Consider the following 16,540-nt stretch of genomic DNA (forward strand, 5'->3'; position numbering starts at 1 on the left):
TATGCTTTGGAGATATTCCAGCTGTTGCCGTGTATATTCGAAATCAAGCAAAGGCAGCTGAGCAAGTCGGTATTCCTTTTAGTGAAGTTCTATGGCCAGCTTCTATCAGCCAGGCAGAATGTAAGGATGAGATTGCTAAACTCAACGACGATCCGGGTATCGTCGGCGTTATCTTGCAAAGGCCTGTTCCGGAGCATATCAATGTTCGATCCTTGCAATCCGCCATTCATCCGCTAAAAGACGTGGAAGGGATGAATCCTGCTTCAATAGGTAATATTGTCTACTCCGATGTAGCCCTTGCCCCTTGTACTGCGGCGGCCTCCGTTGAATTGATTAAAGAAACAGGGCTAAGTCTCAAAGGCTTAGAAGTTGTGATGGTTGGCCATTCGGAAATCGTCGGCAAACCCGCAGCTTTTTTGTTAATGGCAGAGGGGGCAACTGTCACAGTATGTCATCATATGACACGCTCCGTTGCAATGCATTCAAGAAGGGCGGACGTTGTCGTGGTTGCCGTCGGTCAACCGAATTTTCTCGGAGCGGATATGGTCAAGCCTGGCGCTGCAGTTATAGATATCGGAATTAATCAAATCACTGATGATGACGGTAATGTCCGTATCGTCGGAGATGTCGATACGAAAAATGTTTTAGAGGTGGCCAGCTGGATTACGCCTGTACCTGGTGGAGTTGGACCGGTAACTGTCGCCATTTTGATGCGGAATGCAACTCGAGCGCATCAACGACAAATGTCTGTTGGTTGGTTATAGCTCCTTTCAGATTTTATGAGAAGGTGGATTGAAAGCAAAATAACTTTCTATTCCTTTCGAAAGAAGGGGATCATAAAAACCAGACATGCAATTAGGAAAACAACACTTCCGAACATCGCCCAGAACTGACCAAGGCTGGCAATAATGAATCCAATGGCTGATATGACGAAAAGGATCCAGCCAAAAAAATTGATTTGATTGTTCGTCATTCTAAATTCCCATATGATTTGATTTAATCGAAGTTGCTTGCTTGCTCTTTAATGACGTAGTATTCTTCATATTAATATTTTATTCCGCAAGTGCAACATTGTTGGAACTGGAAGTGATAGATGCTCGATTCAAGTTATCCAGAAATTAATTCAGGACCACCAAAACCCAGCAGCATAATACAGCCCAGTATTTTTTCAATACCGGCTGGTACCGAGTGCTATGTCGTAAAAGGATCTGGCGTTGCCTTGATCTCAATCGAGGCAGGGGATCGTTTTTCCATATCAAATGATGAGGGCGGCCAAGTCTGCGAACTCGTCGTTGCCGGAGCAGACGGAATAATCGATCCGGAAATTCTGGGAGAGAGCAGTAATAGCGATTGTGCAGGATTGAAGAAGCTATTGAGTAAATCCGAAGCAAGTTTGCAAACGATCCGGATGGGAATTGAATGGCGGGGGATAAATCTTGCTGACGCGGGCGGTTTCCGTGTTTTCGATACGTTGACTTCGCCGGGTGTGGAGGTAGAGTTTCGTGCTTCGCGTAAAGGCGTTGTTATTATCTCGGCGCCTGGTGAGCCGATGGATATGGAAACGCAGAACGCGACGACCTCGTTATCGGTCACGATTCATAGGGCGCTTATCAAACCACGTAAGAGTTTTGAACTGCCCGATCCCCTGGCCGATCCTGTCCTTGATTTGCGCGTCCAAACGAGAACAGCAGAAACTTATTTTGTTAAGGCAGGTGACTTTCTTCAAATACTCGATGTCGATGGACGCCAATGTACAGACTTTCAGTGCTTTTCTGCCCGAAAGCTAGATAACGGTCTGGAGCACGCGTTGGATGTTACAACCACGCGTTCTTTGATGGGGCATTCTTATCCGATGCCCGGATTGCACGCGAAATATTACGACCAGGAAATGATACCTTTGGTCGAGGTTATCCAGGACACATGTGGTCGTCATGATGCATTTGCTTTGGCTTGCGCCGCAAAATATTACGATGATATGGGATATCCCGGACATGCAAACTGTTCTGAGAATTTTAATGGTGCTTTGTCCGAATATGACGTGGTGGCGCGGACGGGATGGATGGCCATTAATTTCTTCTTCAATACCGGCATAGACGAACATGGTGTTATGTATAGCGATGAACCTTGGTCGCGCCCGGGTGATTTTGTGTTGTTACGTGCCCTAACAGATCTGGTTTGCGTCACATCGGCCTGCCCAGATGATACAACAGCAGCCAATGGCTGGAACCCCACGGATATTCATGTTCGTACATACGCAGGCAAAGAGAATTTTGCCCGCGCAATTGCGACTCGCACTACTCCAAATTCGGAACCAAAAATGACCAAACAGACCGCCTTTCACGATTGTTTTGCAAAACACACACGAAATTTTGTTGAGTATAAAGGATATTGGTTGGCCAATTGCTTTTCTAAATCCGGACCTTTAGATGAATACTGGGCCTGCCGGGAAAAAGCTGTGGTTATTGACTTGTCACCGCTACGGAAATTTGAAATCACGGGCCCTGATTCAGAAGCCCTCATGCAGTATACTTTGACCCGGAACATCAAAAAATTAGCCGTCGGGCAGGTCGTTTATACAGCAATGTGCTACGAACATGGCGGTATGATCGATGATGGAACGCTTTTACGCTTAGGGAAAGATAATTTCCGGTGGATCGGTGGGGATGATTATAGCGGTATTTGGCTGCGAGAAGTCGCCGATAAATTGGATCTTAAAGTTCTGGTCAGATCATCTACAGATCAAATGCACAATATTGCGGTTCAAGGACCAAACAGCCGAGAAATTCTTAAAAAGTTCGTGTGGACGCAGCCTGTTCAGCCTACGATTGGGGAATTAGAATGGTTCCGCTTTACTGTGGGTCGAATAGGCGATGATCAGGGAGTTCCGGTTGTGGTCTCTCGCACGGGATATACAGGTGAACTAGGCTACGAGGTTTGGTGTCACCCAAAGCATGCAGACATTGTTTTTGACGCGTTATGGGAAGCTGGTGAACCCCTTGGTTTGACGCCAATGGGGCTGGAAGCTCTTGATATGGTAAGAATAGAAGCGGGTTTAATTTTTGCCGGCTATGATTTTTCTGATCAAACAGACCCCTTTGAAGCCGGTATTGGATTTACTGTACCACTAAAGAGTAAAACTGATGACTTTATTGGCCGGGATGCGCTCATTCGGCGTAAGGAACATCCATCGCGTAAATTGGTTGGATTAGATATAGATAGTAGCGTCAATGTCTTGCATGGCGACTGCATACATATTGGGAGAGCCCAGATTGGCGAGATTACGTCTTCTATGAGGTCTCCTATATTGAAGAAAAATATTGCACTTGCGCGTGTCGATATTGCACATGCAGAAGTCGATACGGAAGTTGAAATTGGTAAGTTAGACGGGCAGCAACAAAGACTGCCCGCCAAAATTGTTCCGTTTGCCCATTATGATCCGACTAAATCTCGACCGCGATCCTAAATCCTAAGTGGGGTTGCTCTAGTTTTCCAAATAAGACTCAAGTGAGTCGTCCATTGCCTCTTTCCAGGGTGTGTGATGAACCGGTGCCATCGTTCCTGTAATAACAGATTGATAACTGTTATCCCGGAAAGTCATGATATTTTCCTTTTTATGCTTCTTCCACTGGTAGAAAGCTTCATTTACGCTATCAATGTCAAAGCTGGGGTAATCCGTTAAAGCAATCAGTTCTTTTACGTAATCGCCTTGATAACGTATGGCGCCGTAGTCATCTTCAATGGCATCCTCTGCGGCGACCCGTGCCACAACATCCTCTTGCATCTCCCCTTTTGAGGGCGTTTTAATCGAGCCATTGATGACATTCCGCGCATACCATGCTTGTGCGTCAAACATGTTGAATGTGTACCACTGATCCTGCATTCCAATATACATCAACGCCGGATTATGAGTAAAAACCACGCCTTTATAGAGATCGGCTGTTGCCAGCCTGTTCGCGGTTTTTAATCGTAATTCTTCTGCCATGAACGGAAAATAGTGCTGATATCCGGTGCATAAAATTATGGCGTCAACAGTTTTGGTCGTGCCGTCTTTAAAAGTACAGAGATTCCCCTCCACCTTCACTAATAATGGAACTTCCTCCCAGTTTTCTGGCCATTTAAATCCCATGGGCTCCGTTCGATGGCTAACCGTAATAGATTTGCAGCCATATTTCCAACATTGCGAGCCGATATCTTCTGCAGAATAACTCGTACCAACAACCAGAATATCCTTATCTTTGAACTCAACAGCATCGCGGAAATCATGGGCATGGAGGATGCGACCATTGAAGCGATCCATACCTTCGAATTGTGGTACATTTGGTGTCGAAAAATGGCCGCTAGCGACGACCACAAAATCAAATTCTTCCGTTATGGTTACATTTTTAACAAGGTTATGAGAAGTGACGTTGAATTTTCCCGTATTTGAATTCCATTCCACATGCCGAACAGGTGTTCTAAATCTAATCCAGTCACGAACACCAGCTTTTTCAACGCGCCCCTGAATATAGTCAAATAGAACGGCTCGCGGTGGATAAGAGGCTATCTGTTTGTGAAAATGTTCTTCAAATGAATAATCGGCAAATTCCAAACATTCTTTGGGGCCATTTGACCATAAATAACGATACATGGAACCATGAACTGCTTCGCCATATTCATCGAGGCCGGTGCGCCAGGTGTAATTCCATAAACCACCCCAATTATCCTGTTTTTCAAAGCACACAATTTCGGGAATTTCTTCGCCTCTTTTCGCTTGAGTCTGAAAGGCACGTAGCTGCGCCAGACCAGATGGTCCCGCTCCAATAACGGCTACTCTTTTTGTCACTATTTTCTCCTTTCAAATTTCACCTCCATAAAGCGAAGTGGGTAAGTCTGAAGTGGGACTTACAGAATCCTTATTTACTCAATACCCAAAGTTCGTTTGCGCTCTGATGACCAGGCTTGAATTAGCCGATCCGCAATGATGCCAATCGCCGCAATGCCCAGGCCAGCCAAGATTCCGCGGCCAGTGTCTGCGGTTGGTAATGCCCGATATATCTCTTGACCAAGATCTCGTGAGCCAATCAGTGCCGTAATCGCAACCATTGCTAGTGCCATCATGATGGTTTGGTTAACGCCCAGCATTATTTCAGGCAAAGCAATAGGCAACTCTACTTTCAACAATCTTTGTCGTGGCGTCGTCCCATTGGCAATTGCGGCTTCTTTAGTTACTTCGGGTATTCGCTTGAGCCCAAGATAAGTATAGCGAATTGCAGGGACGGTGGCATACGCCAGAATGGCAACAATATTTGAAAGATCGCCGACCTTCAGCAACATGATGACTGGAATAAGATAGATGAACGAAGGAAATGTCTGCAACGTATCGCAAACAGACAAAACCACTTTAGCAACACGCTCAGAGCGTGAAGCCCAAATCCCAACGGGTATGCCGATGCAGATGCAGATAACTACTGCTGAAAAGACAAGATAGACTGTCATTACTGCAGGTTCCCAAAAACCAAAGAGGATAATGGCGGCGATTAATGCCATGCAAAGCAAAGCCGTAGACTTCCCACCTAAGCGTAAACCGGCGGCTCCAACCATAACGACAACGATTGGCCAAGGAATCCAGAGGAAGAAATTTCTCAAGGGCAACAACATGAAGACTGTGATGAAATCCCGAACCGGTCGAATATAGTCATAAGCATTCTTGGATACCCAGCGAACAGCAACGTCTAGATCAGTGCCGAAAGTGACCGTCATATTCTTTGGGAGGACTGCGGCTCCCTTGACAAAAAATGCAAGAGTGACGGTGACAACCATCATTCCAAGAAAAGCCACGAGATGTTTGTGCCTCAATAGCCAGTTTGGCTCTCTGATTGAATAATTGTTAGGGCGATTTGCATAGGCTTGGGTCAATCGGTCCAAAACGATCGCTATAAGTACAATAGCCAAGCCTTGTTCAACAGCCGCTCCAAGTTTCAACTGCTGTAACGAATTAAGAAGCTTCTGTCCTAGGCCTGTTGCACCGACAAGTGACGCAATGACAACCATTGCCAAAGTCTGCATCACAACCTGATTTACACCCAGCATCAAAATACGCTTGCCCGACGGAATTTGAACCTTCCACAGCAACTGACGCGGTGTGCAGCCCGACATTCGGCCAGATTCAATGATTTCGGGGGGGACGGTTTGAATAGCAAGAATTGTACAACGAGCCATCGGTGGCATCGCGAAAATCACAGTTGCAATCATGGCGGGGACTTGACCAAAACCGAACAATATGACGACAGGAACCAGATAGGCCATATGTGGTGTAGCTTGCATCAAATCAAACATGGGCGTGATAAATGACGCTGCCCGTTTTGACCGTGTTACCCAAATTCCGAGCCATAAGCCGATCATCACTGCAATAGGGACAGCAACGATAACGATTGATAACGTCCGCATGGAATCGCGCCATAAGCCGAAAACTGAGAGATAGATGAAACACAATGCTGCAAATAGGGCGAGCCGCCAACCTGCTATCCAATGCCCGAGAATAGCGACAGCCAGCACAAGAGAAATCCAGGGAATGGGCGAAATTGCGAGTGGTCTATAGCCCCGATATAAAACATATTCAGTCCAAAGAAGAGGTTGCTTCAAACCGGTGGCAATTAAACGCGTGAGATCGCGAAATTTGTAATCACCAATTCCCGCTTTTTTTCCAAGCCAGTAAAAAAAATCGGTAATCCATTGTTTCATCGGAATAACCCAGTCTTCTGGCCAGCGTGTAGCGCCATCCCAGAAGTAAGCTAAGAGGAAACCAACAATGATGATAACAATGAATTGGTATAAAATTGGAACGCGGCTGAGCACACTGGTGGTATCGCGGCCAACCATCTTATTCGTCCTGACCAAATAAGCTGTCCATCATTGCCTTTCGGTCAACAGTGCCAACGACTTTTTCGTTTTCAATGACGGGGAGAGGTTCTGACGCATCAAGTACTTTTTTAGCAACTTTACCAATTAGGGCACCGGCATCTATGCCATTTTCTGCGGAAATTTCATGTTCAATTGGTTGCATAATCGCTCGGACGGTGACAATGCGCTCATGTGGCGCATTACGAGAAAATTCTGCAACATATTCGTTTGCGGGATGAAGGACTATTTGTTCAGGCGTATCCAACTGTACCATACGGCCATCTTTCATGATGCCAATACGATCCGCGAGTTTTACAGCTTCTTCAAAATCATGAGTGATAAAGACGATTGTTTTTTTCAAAAGCTTTTGCAGGCGGATAAACTCATCCTGCATTTCGGCGCGAATTAAGGGATCCAGAGCAGAGAATGGCTCATCTAGAAACCAAACATCTGGTCCAACGGCGAGGGAGCGTGCGATACCGACACGTTGCTGCTGGCCACCGGAAAGCTCTCTTGGAAAATACGATTCTCGACCTTGTAATCCAACAAGTTCAATCATTTCACGGGCTTTGGCTTCTCTTTCTGGTTTTTTAAGGCCTTGCACCTCCAGAGGAAAAGCAACGTTAGAAAGCACGTCTCTGTGGGGTAAAAGGCCAAAGCTTTGAAACACCATTCCCATTTTGTGTCGGCGTAGTTCAATCAGCTCTTCAGCCGTCGCCTCTAATAGGTCTTTGCCCTCATAATCGATCTTACCGGTAGTTGGATCGTTTAGGCGCGTGATACACCGAATTAGCGTCGATTTACCGGATCCCGATAATCCCATGATAATGAGAATCTCGCCCGCATGGACATCAAACGACACATCCTGGACGGCACCAATATATTTTTCATTACTTAGATCTTGGGGAGAAGGGTTGCCTTTGTATTTCTGCATGAAACTTTCCGGGTCAGCGCCAAATATTTTCCATAAATTTCGGCACTTTATTTTCACGTCAGAATTCATTCCACCACCCTTACTAAAATTATGGCCGAGTGTGGCGCTCCACACCCGGCCAGTATCTTCATTGGACCAGATATCCACTAGTTTCGAAAGGTCTAATTTAACCAGCCGTCAACAAGTGTCTGATTTTCAGTGATCCAAGTTTTGGCAGCATCTTCAGGTGTCATGCCATCGACATCGACCAGAAGAGCGGCACGCGCGATCTGTGCGTTGTTGAAGTCAACTTTCTGAAGAATTTCCCAAGCTCCTGGCCATGTTTCAGCGATGCCCTTCCATGCTGCTTTCTTAAGCCACGCTTCGTGCGGTGCGCCGCAATCACCTGTCGCTTTTGGATTTGGACCCCATGCCTTATCGTCGAAACACGCAGCTTCAGGCTCTGGAAAATCAACGAAGCGGCCTTCAAATTTGCTTTCGATGAAGTTTGGTGTCCAGTTGAAAAGAACGATCGGCTCTTTCCGATCGTATGCTGCCTGGAGTTCGGCCCAAAGCGTTGCTGCCTGACCAACATTGATCGCAATGAAATCCATATTCAAAGCGTCAATACGAGCAGCATAGTTTTTACCCCAGTCAGCAGGTGGGCCAACAAAACGACCTTTTGGCGACGTTTCTGCAGTGGCAAACAACGCTGCGCATTTGTTCAAGCCTTCCCAGTTTCCAGCGTCTGGGCATACATCAAGGACATAATTAGGAATCCACCATTCTTCCCGAGTTACGGCGCCATGTTTTCCCGCGTCGACCATTCCTTCGTCAGCAACAGCTTTTTCAAAGGCTGTCTTCATCGAGCCTTCCCAAGCTTCCACCTGAAAATGCATGTCTCCATTGGCAATTGCGGTGAATTGTAACTGACTATCAGACGGCGTATACTCAACAGTATAGCCTTTGCTTTCAAGCATCTGACCAACGACATTGGAAAGTACTAACTGACTTGTCCAGTTATTTTGAACGATGATAATTGGTTCGTCGGATTCCGGTGCAGCATAAGTAGAAGTGGTGAACGCGAAACTGGCGGCGACCACCGCAGTAATCGCAAAAATCTTATCGAATTTCATTTGTTGTCTCCCTTGTTAGATAATCGGCATAACGGATGACTGGCATATTTTATTGCTCTAATCCGGCTAAATCACGAGGTGATAATTTTCCTGGTATTAAAAAAATCCTCCTAAGAAGAATACGCATATGTTTTGGCTTATAGCAAGGTTGATGACTTAATTAGAGTTGGAAAATTGATAAATTTTCGTTTTTTTATCTGTAAACAGATAAAAATTACCAAATGCTCATATATCCAAAGTATTGTCGCGTTCCCATTGGGTGAAATGTGAAACAAAAGAATCCCATTCCTGCCGTTTCATTTTTAAGTACGCGTTGGAAAAAGCAACACCCATTGTTGCTTTCAGAGTTTTGTCTTTGTCATATTCACGCAACGCATCCAGTAAGTTTAAAGGAAGCTGGGGCGCATTCTTCACTTTATGGCCTTCTTGATACATATCGATATCATACCGTTTGCCTGGATCTGCTTTTGTGCGGATGCCGTCTAAACCGGCCGCAATGATTACAGCTTGCAGAAGATACGGATTAACTGCGCCGTCTGGAAGACGTAATTCGAATCTGCCAGGTCCGGGAACGCGAACCATATGTGTGCGATTATTACCGGTCCAAGTCACCGTATTGGGAGCCCAAGTCGCTCCAGACATTGTCCGCGGAGCGTTGATACGTTTATAAGAGTTTACTGTTGGGTTCGTAATTGCGGCCAGTGCGGAAGCATGTGCCATGATGCCGCCGAGGAAGTGACGACCGCTATCAGATAGGCCAAGTTCTTTACTGTCATCTGAGAAAATGTTGTTTTTACCTTCTTTGTCCCAAACGGAGATATGTGCGTGACATCCGTTGCCGGTAAGACCCTCGATTGGCTTCGGCATAAAGGTGGCTCTCAGACCGTGTTTCTCTGCGACAGATTTGACCATAAATTTAAAGAAGGAATGTTTGTCGGCAGTTTTCAGTGAGTCATCAAAATCCCAATTCATTTCGAATTGGCCATTAGCATCTTCATGATCATTTTGGTAAGGCGCCCATCCTAATTCCAACATATAATCACAAATTTCGGTAATGACATCATAACGGCGCATGACGGCTTGCTGGTCATAACAGGGTTTTTCAGCAGTATCATACTCGTCTGAAATTTGCAGCCCATCAGGTGTCAGCAAAAAGAATTCTGCCTCGACACCAGTCTTAACATGCAACCCTTCTGACGCTGCTTCGGCGACTAGTTTATTAAGTACATTCCTGGGTGCCTGATCGACAGGCTCACCTTCCATGACACAGTTTCCGGCAACCCATGCGACTTCGGGTTTCCAAGGGAGTTGAATCACTGATTCAGGATCCGGCACTGCCAGCATATCGGGGTAGGCGGGTGTCATATCAAGCCAAGTGGCGAAACCTGCGAAGCCCGCGCCATCTTTTTGCATTCCCGCGATTGCTTGAGCTGGCACAAGTTTGGCTCTCTGACCGCCGAATAAATCGGTGAAGGAAACCATGAAATATTTTACGTTATTTTGTTTCGCAAAAGCGGCTAAATCTATTGCCATGGACGTACTTTGCCTCCCGTAATTCACTTAATATTCTGTCTTGCCTGGTATCCAGTTCGTTCCTGCCAACGGCACGCCGGACATTGCTGATGCTTCAACGGTCAAGGCGCATAAATCTTCAGGTTCTAAATTATGAATATGGTTCTTGCCGCAGGCGCGCGCTATTGTTTGCGCTTCCAAGGTCATTACCTTTAGATAATTAGATAAACGCCGACCTCCGGCTATCGGATCAAATCGCTTCATTAGGTCTGGATCCTGCGTCGTTATGCCAGCGGGATCTTTACCTTCATGCCAGTCATCATACGCGCCTGCAGTTGTTCCCATTTTATTGTATTCAGATTCCCAACGCGGATCATTATCACCAAGAGCAACCAGTGCAGCTGTGCCAATGGACACTGCGTCAGCGCCGAGGGCAAGGGCTTTCGCCACATCTGCACCGGTTCGGATGCCCCCCGAAATAATGAGTTGTACTTTGCGGTGCATTCCCAGATCTTGCAATGCTTGAACGGCGGGGCGTATGCAGGCAAGAGTTGGCTGGCCGACTTGTTCAATAAATACTTCTTGGGTTGCCGCCGTACCGCCCTGCATGCCGTCCAGTACGACTACATCGGCGCCCGCCTTGATAGCCAATGTTGTATCAAAATATGGACGAGCGCCGCCAATTTTAATGAAAATCGGTTTTTCCCATCCGGTAATCTCACGGAGCTCTAATATCTTAATTTCAAGATCGTCTGGCCCGGTCCAATCAGGGTGTCGGCAGGCAGATCTTTGATCAATCCCTTTTGGTAAATTCCGCATTTCGGCAACGCGGTCGGAGATTTTTTGGCCTAATAACATACCGCCGCCGCCAGGTTTAGCGCCTTGGCCGACAACAATTTCGATTGCGTCCGCCCGACGCAGATCGTCAGGATTCATGCCATAACGGGATGGTAAATATTGGTAGACAAGTTTTTCTGAATGCCCGCGTTCTTCTTCCGTCATGCCACCATCACCTGTCGTGGTCGAAGTGCCGGCTGCAGTCGCTCCACGCCCCAACGCTTCTTTCGCGGGACCTGATAAAGCCCCGAAGCTCATTCCTGCAATGGTAATGGGTATGTCCAGTTCGATCGGCTTTTTAGCAAATCGGGTGCCAAGAGCAACCTTCGTGTCGCATTTTTCGCGATACCCCTCAAGAGGATAACGAGATATTGAGGCGCCTAAAAACAATAGATCATCAAAATGCGGAAGCTGCCTTTTTGCACCTCCCCCACGAATATCATATATACCTGTGGCTGCCGCCCGACGAATTTCTGAGTTCGTATAGTCATTGAATGTCCAAGGCTTTCTTGGCAAAGTTGTCGGGATATCATTCATATTTAAATGCCTTAATACGCACTGGCGTTATCAATGTCGAAATTATAGAGCTTACGTGCTGATCCATACCGTCGAAAATCTTCCGGTTTCGCATCTGCTTCCGCTTGCTCAAGCAACTTTGCAAGAATTTCAAGATGTTCTGGCCGCATTTCTTTTTCGATACAATCAGCGCCGAGACTTTTTACGTTGCCACGCACAAATAACCGTGCTTCGTAAAGTGAGTCGCCGAGAGCATCACCCGCATTGCCAAGAACGACAAGGTTTCCCGATTGTGCCATAAAAGCTGACATATGCCCGATACTGCCATGAACTACAATATCGATACCTTTCATGGAAATACCGCAACGCGAAGAGGCATTTCCTTTGATTACAAGTAATCCTCCGCAGCCAGTGGCACCTGCGTATTGGCTGGCATCACCATCGACAATGACTGCGCCCGACATCATGTTTTCAGCCACGCCAGGGCCAGCCGAGCCTTTAATCCTCACAATCGCTTGCTTGTTCATTCCCGCACAATAGTAGCCAGTTGAACCTTTGACCGTAACGTCTATGGGACTATCAAGGCCTACGGCTATCGCATGACTGCCCTTCGGATTCACTATTTCCCAGCTTGTTTGGTTTGTATCCGAATGTTGGGTATGCAAAGTTGAGTTCAATGCGCGTAGCCCTTGCTCGGATAGATCGAACGTTTGCATGTTCTCAATGCTCCCAGAAATATACTGTTGCCGGCTCTGGCTCCCAAACACGGGCTTCCTCTATGCCCGGCAAATTAACGAGTGCACGGTATTCAGATCCAAAAGCTACGTAGCGATCAGTTTCTGCCATAACTGCCGGTTTACAGGCAATCGGATCCCGTACAACGCCAAAACCATCTTTCGTGCCGACGACAAAAGTAAAAAAGCCGTCAAGGTCGTTCAGACTCGCTTCCATCGCTTCACCTAGATTGGAGCCGTGCTGCATTTTGTAGGTTAAATAAGCGGCCGCAACTTCGGAATCGTTTTCTGTTTCGAAGGACATGCCGTCTCGTTTTAACTTGCGCCGTAGACTATTGTGATTAGAAAGAGATCCGTTATGGACAAGACATTGGTCCGCGCCGGTTGAAAAGGGATGTGCCCCCATAGTGGTGACGGCTGATTCTGTTGCCATGCGCGTATGACCAATACCATGACTACCGCCCATATTTGAAATTTCAAATCGTTTAGCTACATTTTCCGGTAGACCAACCTCTTTATAGATTTCTATGTTATGACCTGTACTCATGATGCGAACGTTCGGTCGAACCTTGGCCAAAGCCGTGCGAGCTTGATCCGAATGAGTGCTGGCCATCTTCAGAACAGCGTGTGTGCTTTTTAGATGCAGACCAACCTCTGTACTAATGGCTTTACTTAATTCCTTGTCCAGGTTCTTGAAATCGTCAACAGGATTGTCCGATTGTATCGTCATTTTCTCGAAACCGTCACCGTTCTTGCCGTAGATAGCGATACCCGCGCTATCAGGGCCTCTGTCGGTCATGGTCACAAGCATATCGCTCAGCATTTCGCCTAATCTTGGTTCTAAAGATTTGTCTTTAAGAAATAGTCCAACGATCCCGCACATGGAATTCAACTCCTTTGATTTCTTTAAAATACGCTAGCACCAAACTTTTAAGTTCTCAACTAGGAAGAAATTTTTTTTCATCTCAGGCAAAAAATGTTGGAAAAATGGATACTAAAATGTTTGACTTGGCCGCACGAAAATAAAATCACCGAGAATTTTGAGCCGGGGGGCTGGTGTTTGCGGTGAAGGGAGGGCTAATGGAAGAGCAATTAGCGAAACTGGCAGCCGAATTAGCTGCCGTGAAGAGCGCGAATGCAGTTGGGAATACTGTTGCCGCAGAAATGTTCTACTACGTAACAATACCACTCATGATTCTCATTCATGCAGGTTTTCTTGCCTATGAAATGGGAGCTTCAAGAACAAAAAACCTTCTCGCTTCAAGTATGAAGAATATTCTGGCGTTCGCCTTTATTAGTGCCGAGTTTCTATTACTTTGGCTGGTTTGTTTATTGGGCCTTCCCAACAGGTCTTGATTTCGGAGTGGGTCCGAGCGAAATTAGCGGGTGGGATTATGCGGTTGGCGCAGCTAATCCTGCTGGCGAAGTCATGGGTCCTAGTCTTGCGGATAATGCCACTGGTGTTTTCTGGGGGGCTTTTACGTTGTTTGCCGCTACCACGGCCTCCATCATGTCAGGCTCCGTTATTGAGCGGATCAGGTTAAATGCGTTTATTATCCTTGCAATTGCTCTGGGCGCTTTTGCTTGGGTGGTTGCAGCCGCTTGGGGATGGCATGCAGATGGATGGCTTGTAACTAAATTCGGATATCACGATTTTGGGGCTGCCGGCGTCGTCCATATGGTTGCTGGGTTTTTTGCTCTCGGCGTTTTAGTCAATCTGGGTCCGAGAATTGGAAAATTCAACAAAGATGGTAGTGCTAATCATATAGCGGACCATAACATGCCGCTAACACTGGTGGGTTTGATGTTGATCATCGCCGGATTTTGGGGCTTTTTGATGGCCTGTGTCATTTATCCAGGAGAAGTCTGGTCTTGGTCAGCTGTTGAATTCACTAATATATATGGTACCCCCGTCACGTTGTCGGCTTTGGCTTTCAATATATTGATGGGTTTTGCTGGCGGAATAATTGGTGCCTGGATGCTGACCCGCGATCCGTTTTGGATGATGTCTGGCGCCTTGGGCGGAATTATTTCTTGTGCATCCGGACTAGATATATGGTGGCCTCCGTTGGCATTTGCTGTTGGCTTTATTGGCTCATTATCATGCCTTATTCAGCAAAGATTCTTGAAAAACTGAAGATTGATGACGCTGTGGGCGCTGTCACAGCCCATGGTGTTGTCGGCGCTTGGGGCGTTATTGCCGTTGGAATTTTTGCTGTGGGATATCCGGCGCTTTCGGGAGATGTTGGCGTAGCGACAACAAGTTTTTTGGGTCAACTTGTAGGATTGATTGTCATGGCTCTGTGCGGATTTGTACCAGGTTATCTAATTTCGTCAGTGATGAAAGCAATGGGTAAATTTCGGGTTCCAGAGAACGTCGAAATTGCAGGGTTGGATATTACCGAAGTACCTTTAGTCGCCTATCCGGAAAACGTCTTTAAATCATCGGCATCGGCCGCAGAGTAAAACTGTCAGAAGAAGTTTAGCTATGAATTCACCGATTGAGCCAGCATCCTGGAATAATGCTGAAGGCGCCTATTATGTTGGAGCCAATACCGCCTGGGAGCCAATATGGCTGTTTGTATCTATTGCCATGTGTTTAGTGGCAATTTGGATGGGCAGTCGACATGAAAAGGAATCGTACGAGAAATTCGGTGAATAAAACTTCCTCGGTGGCTTTTGACGATTAGAGTGAAGGTCGCCAAGCATTAACCTTTACTCAATTTAGAATGTTACAAAATTTGCCTCTTATGAAAATAATTTGCATCTTATTATTGATTTTCTGTGTCATTTTGAGTCAAGATAAAGCGATAATATAATTACAAGCCAGTGGAGGAATACATTATGACGACATCCTGGAGATTTTCTGCCCTTGCAGATAGGCATCGCGCCTTAGGCTCAGATCTCGAAGACTGGGGCGGGATGGGCACAGCTTGGAGTTACGACAAGGATCAAGAGGAAGAATATCTGGCAATTCGTACGAAAGCTGGAATTATGGATGTCTCGGGCTTACGGAAAGTCCATCTTGTGGGACCGCATGCCGCCTCTGTTATCGATCGTGCGACAACTAGAAATTCTGAGAAGATTCCTCCAGGAAGATCGAGATACGCTTGCATGTTGGATGATCGCGGAACTTTCATAGATGACTGTGTAATTTATCGGATGGGTCCAAATTCTTGGATGGTGGTTATTGGTACAGGCGGCGGCATGGAGCAACTTGTCAGGGCTGCTGCCGGCAAGGATGTCTCGATCCAGTTTGATGACAATATGCACGATATATCACTGCAGGGGCCGATGTCCGTAGATCTCCTCGAAAAACATGTCGAGGGGATTCGAAACCTTAACTATTTTAATCACATGCACACGACGTTATTTGACTGTCCCGTTACAATATCACGTACGGGGTATACTGGAGAACGCGGATACGAAATATTCTGCCGGTCCCAAGATGCAACAACCATATGGGATGCCTTGGTTAGTGGCGGAGCACCGATGGGCATTATTCCGACGCGATTCACAACACTTGATTGGCTGCGTGCCGAAAGCTATTTGCTTTTCTTCCCATACGACAATTCCCAAATGTACCCCTACGAAAATGAACAATGTGGAGATACGCTGTGGGAACTAGGTTTGGACTTCAGCGTTTCTCCTGGAAAGACGGGTTTCCGAGGAGCGGAAGAACATTATCGCCGAAAGGGCAAGGAGCGGTTTAAGATATACGGTGTTCTTCTTGACGGTACTGAAGTTGCAGAAGAGGGAGCGACACTTCTTCAAGACGGTAAGGAAGTTGGCGTTGTCACCATAGGTATGTATTCATCCCTAAATAAGCATAATGTAGGGATTGCCCGTATGCCTGTAGATTGCGCGGTTCCGGGGACAAAACTGACGGTGCGGAATTCCGGGGGAGACATTTCTTGTACTGCGGAAGAGCTTCCTTTCTATGATAAGAAAAAAGAACGGCGTACTGTGAAGGGATAGAGGTAAGTCGCGCAAAAACTAGGTTTTTTACTACA

Annotated in this window: 13 protein-coding genes and 1 pseudogene; 5 read left to right on the forward strand and 9 right to left on the reverse strand. The window is 46.5% G+C overall.

What is annotated here, in order from left to right; genetic code table 11:
* On the forward strand, positions 1-764 hold a 764-nt coding region (locus tag V7723_RS13805; RefSeq protein ID WP_335685072.1), incomplete at its 5' end, for a bifunctional 5,10-methylenetetrahydrofolate dehydrogenase/5,10-methenyltetrahydrofolate cyclohydrolase.
* A gap of 47 nt (positions 765-811) precedes the next feature.
* Here the strand turns inward: V7723_RS13805 and V7723_RS13810 are convergent.
* Positions 812-973 carry a hypothetical protein gene (locus V7723_RS13810; RefSeq protein ID WP_335685073.1) on the reverse strand — a complete coding sequence of 54 codons (162 nt, stop codon included), beginning with the start codon at positions 971-973 and terminating at the stop codon, positions 812-814.
* A gap of 120 nt (positions 974-1,093) precedes the next feature.
* Between V7723_RS13810 and V7723_RS13815 the strand changes: the two genes are divergently transcribed.
* Complete coding sequence (locus V7723_RS13815; RefSeq protein WP_335685074.1) at positions 1,094-3,463, forward strand: DUF1989 domain-containing protein; 2,370 nt, start codon at positions 1,094-1,096, stop codon at positions 3,461-3,463.
* An 18-nt stretch (positions 3,464-3,481) separates the two neighbouring features.
* Here V7723_RS13815 and V7723_RS13820 read toward each other — a convergent pair whose 3' ends face one another.
* From V7723_RS13820 to V7723_RS13855, 8 genes are all read right to left on the reverse strand, one after another.
* Positions 3,482-4,822: an NAD(P)/FAD-dependent oxidoreductase gene (locus V7723_RS13820; protein ID WP_335685075.1), complete on the reverse strand. Its 1,341-nt coding sequence runs from the start codon at positions 4,820-4,822 to the stop codon at positions 3,482-3,484.
* A 74-nt stretch (positions 4,823-4,896) separates the two neighbouring features.
* Positions 4,897-6,858, reverse strand: a complete 1,962-nt coding sequence (locus V7723_RS13825) for an ABC transporter permease (RefSeq protein ID WP_335685076.1) — start codon at positions 6,856-6,858, stop codon at positions 4,897-4,899.
* A 1-nt stretch (position 6,859) separates the two neighbouring features.
* Positions 6,860-7,882, reverse strand: coding sequence for a quaternary amine ABC transporter ATP-binding protein (locus V7723_RS13830; RefSeq protein WP_335685077.1), 1,023 nt, complete (start codon positions 7,880-7,882; stop codon positions 6,860-6,862).
* Between the two features lie 92 nt (positions 7,883-7,974).
* Positions 7,975-8,928 carry an ABC transporter substrate-binding protein gene (locus tag V7723_RS13835; RefSeq protein ID WP_335685078.1) on the reverse strand — a complete coding sequence of 318 codons (954 nt, stop codon included), beginning with the start codon at positions 8,926-8,928 and terminating at the stop codon, positions 7,975-7,977.
* 225 nt (positions 8,929-9,153) lie between these two features.
* The gene (glnT, locus tag V7723_RS13840; protein ID WP_335685079.1) at positions 9,154-10,461 is read right to left on the reverse strand and encodes a type III glutamate--ammonia ligase; all 1,308 of its coding nucleotides are present in this window, start codon (positions 10,459-10,461) and stop codon (positions 9,154-9,156) included.
* A gap of 27 nt (positions 10,462-10,488) precedes the next feature.
* Entirely contained in the window at positions 10,489-11,814 is a 1,326-nt protein-coding gene (locus V7723_RS13845) for an FMN-binding glutamate synthase family protein (protein WP_335685080.1), read from the reverse strand.
* An 11-nt stretch (positions 11,815-11,825) separates the two neighbouring features.
* Positions 11,826-12,509 (reverse strand): hypothetical protein, encoded by a 684-nt coding sequence (locus tag V7723_RS13850; RefSeq protein WP_335685081.1) that lies wholly within the window; start codon positions 12,507-12,509, stop codon positions 11,826-11,828.
* Positions 12,510-12,513: 4 nt separating this feature from the next.
* On the reverse strand, positions 12,514-13,410 hold the full coding sequence (locus V7723_RS13855; RefSeq protein WP_335685082.1) for a class II glutamine amidotransferase: 897 nt from the start codon (positions 13,408-13,410) through the stop codon (positions 12,514-12,516).
* 197 nt (positions 13,411-13,607) lie between these two features.
* Here V7723_RS13855 and V7723_RS13865 point away from each other — a divergent pair.
* The 3 genes and pseudogenes from V7723_RS13865 to V7723_RS13875 all read left to right on the forward strand — a co-directional run bounded on the left by V7723_RS13865 (position 13,608) and on the right by V7723_RS13875 (position 16,505).
* Positions 13,608-14,993 (forward strand): annotated as a pseudogene (locus V7723_RS13865) (ammonium transporter).
* Positions 14,994-15,015: 22 nt separating this feature from the next.
* A complete protein-coding gene (locus V7723_RS13870; protein ID WP_335685084.1) occupies positions 15,016-15,189 on the forward strand; it encodes a hypothetical protein in 174 nt (57 codons plus the stop codon).
* Between the two features lie 182 nt (positions 15,190-15,371).
* The gene (locus tag V7723_RS13875) at positions 15,372-16,505 is read left to right on the forward strand and encodes an aminomethyltransferase family protein (protein ID WP_335685085.1); all 1,134 of its coding nucleotides are present in this window, start codon (positions 15,372-15,374) and stop codon (positions 16,503-16,505) included.
* The last annotated feature ends 35 nt before the right edge of the window (positions 16,506-16,540 follow it).

Origin of the sequence: Sneathiella sp., assembly GCF_036960985.1 — a bacterium.
GTDB lineage: Bacteria > Pseudomonadota > Alphaproteobacteria > Sneathiellales > Sneathiellaceae > Sneathiella.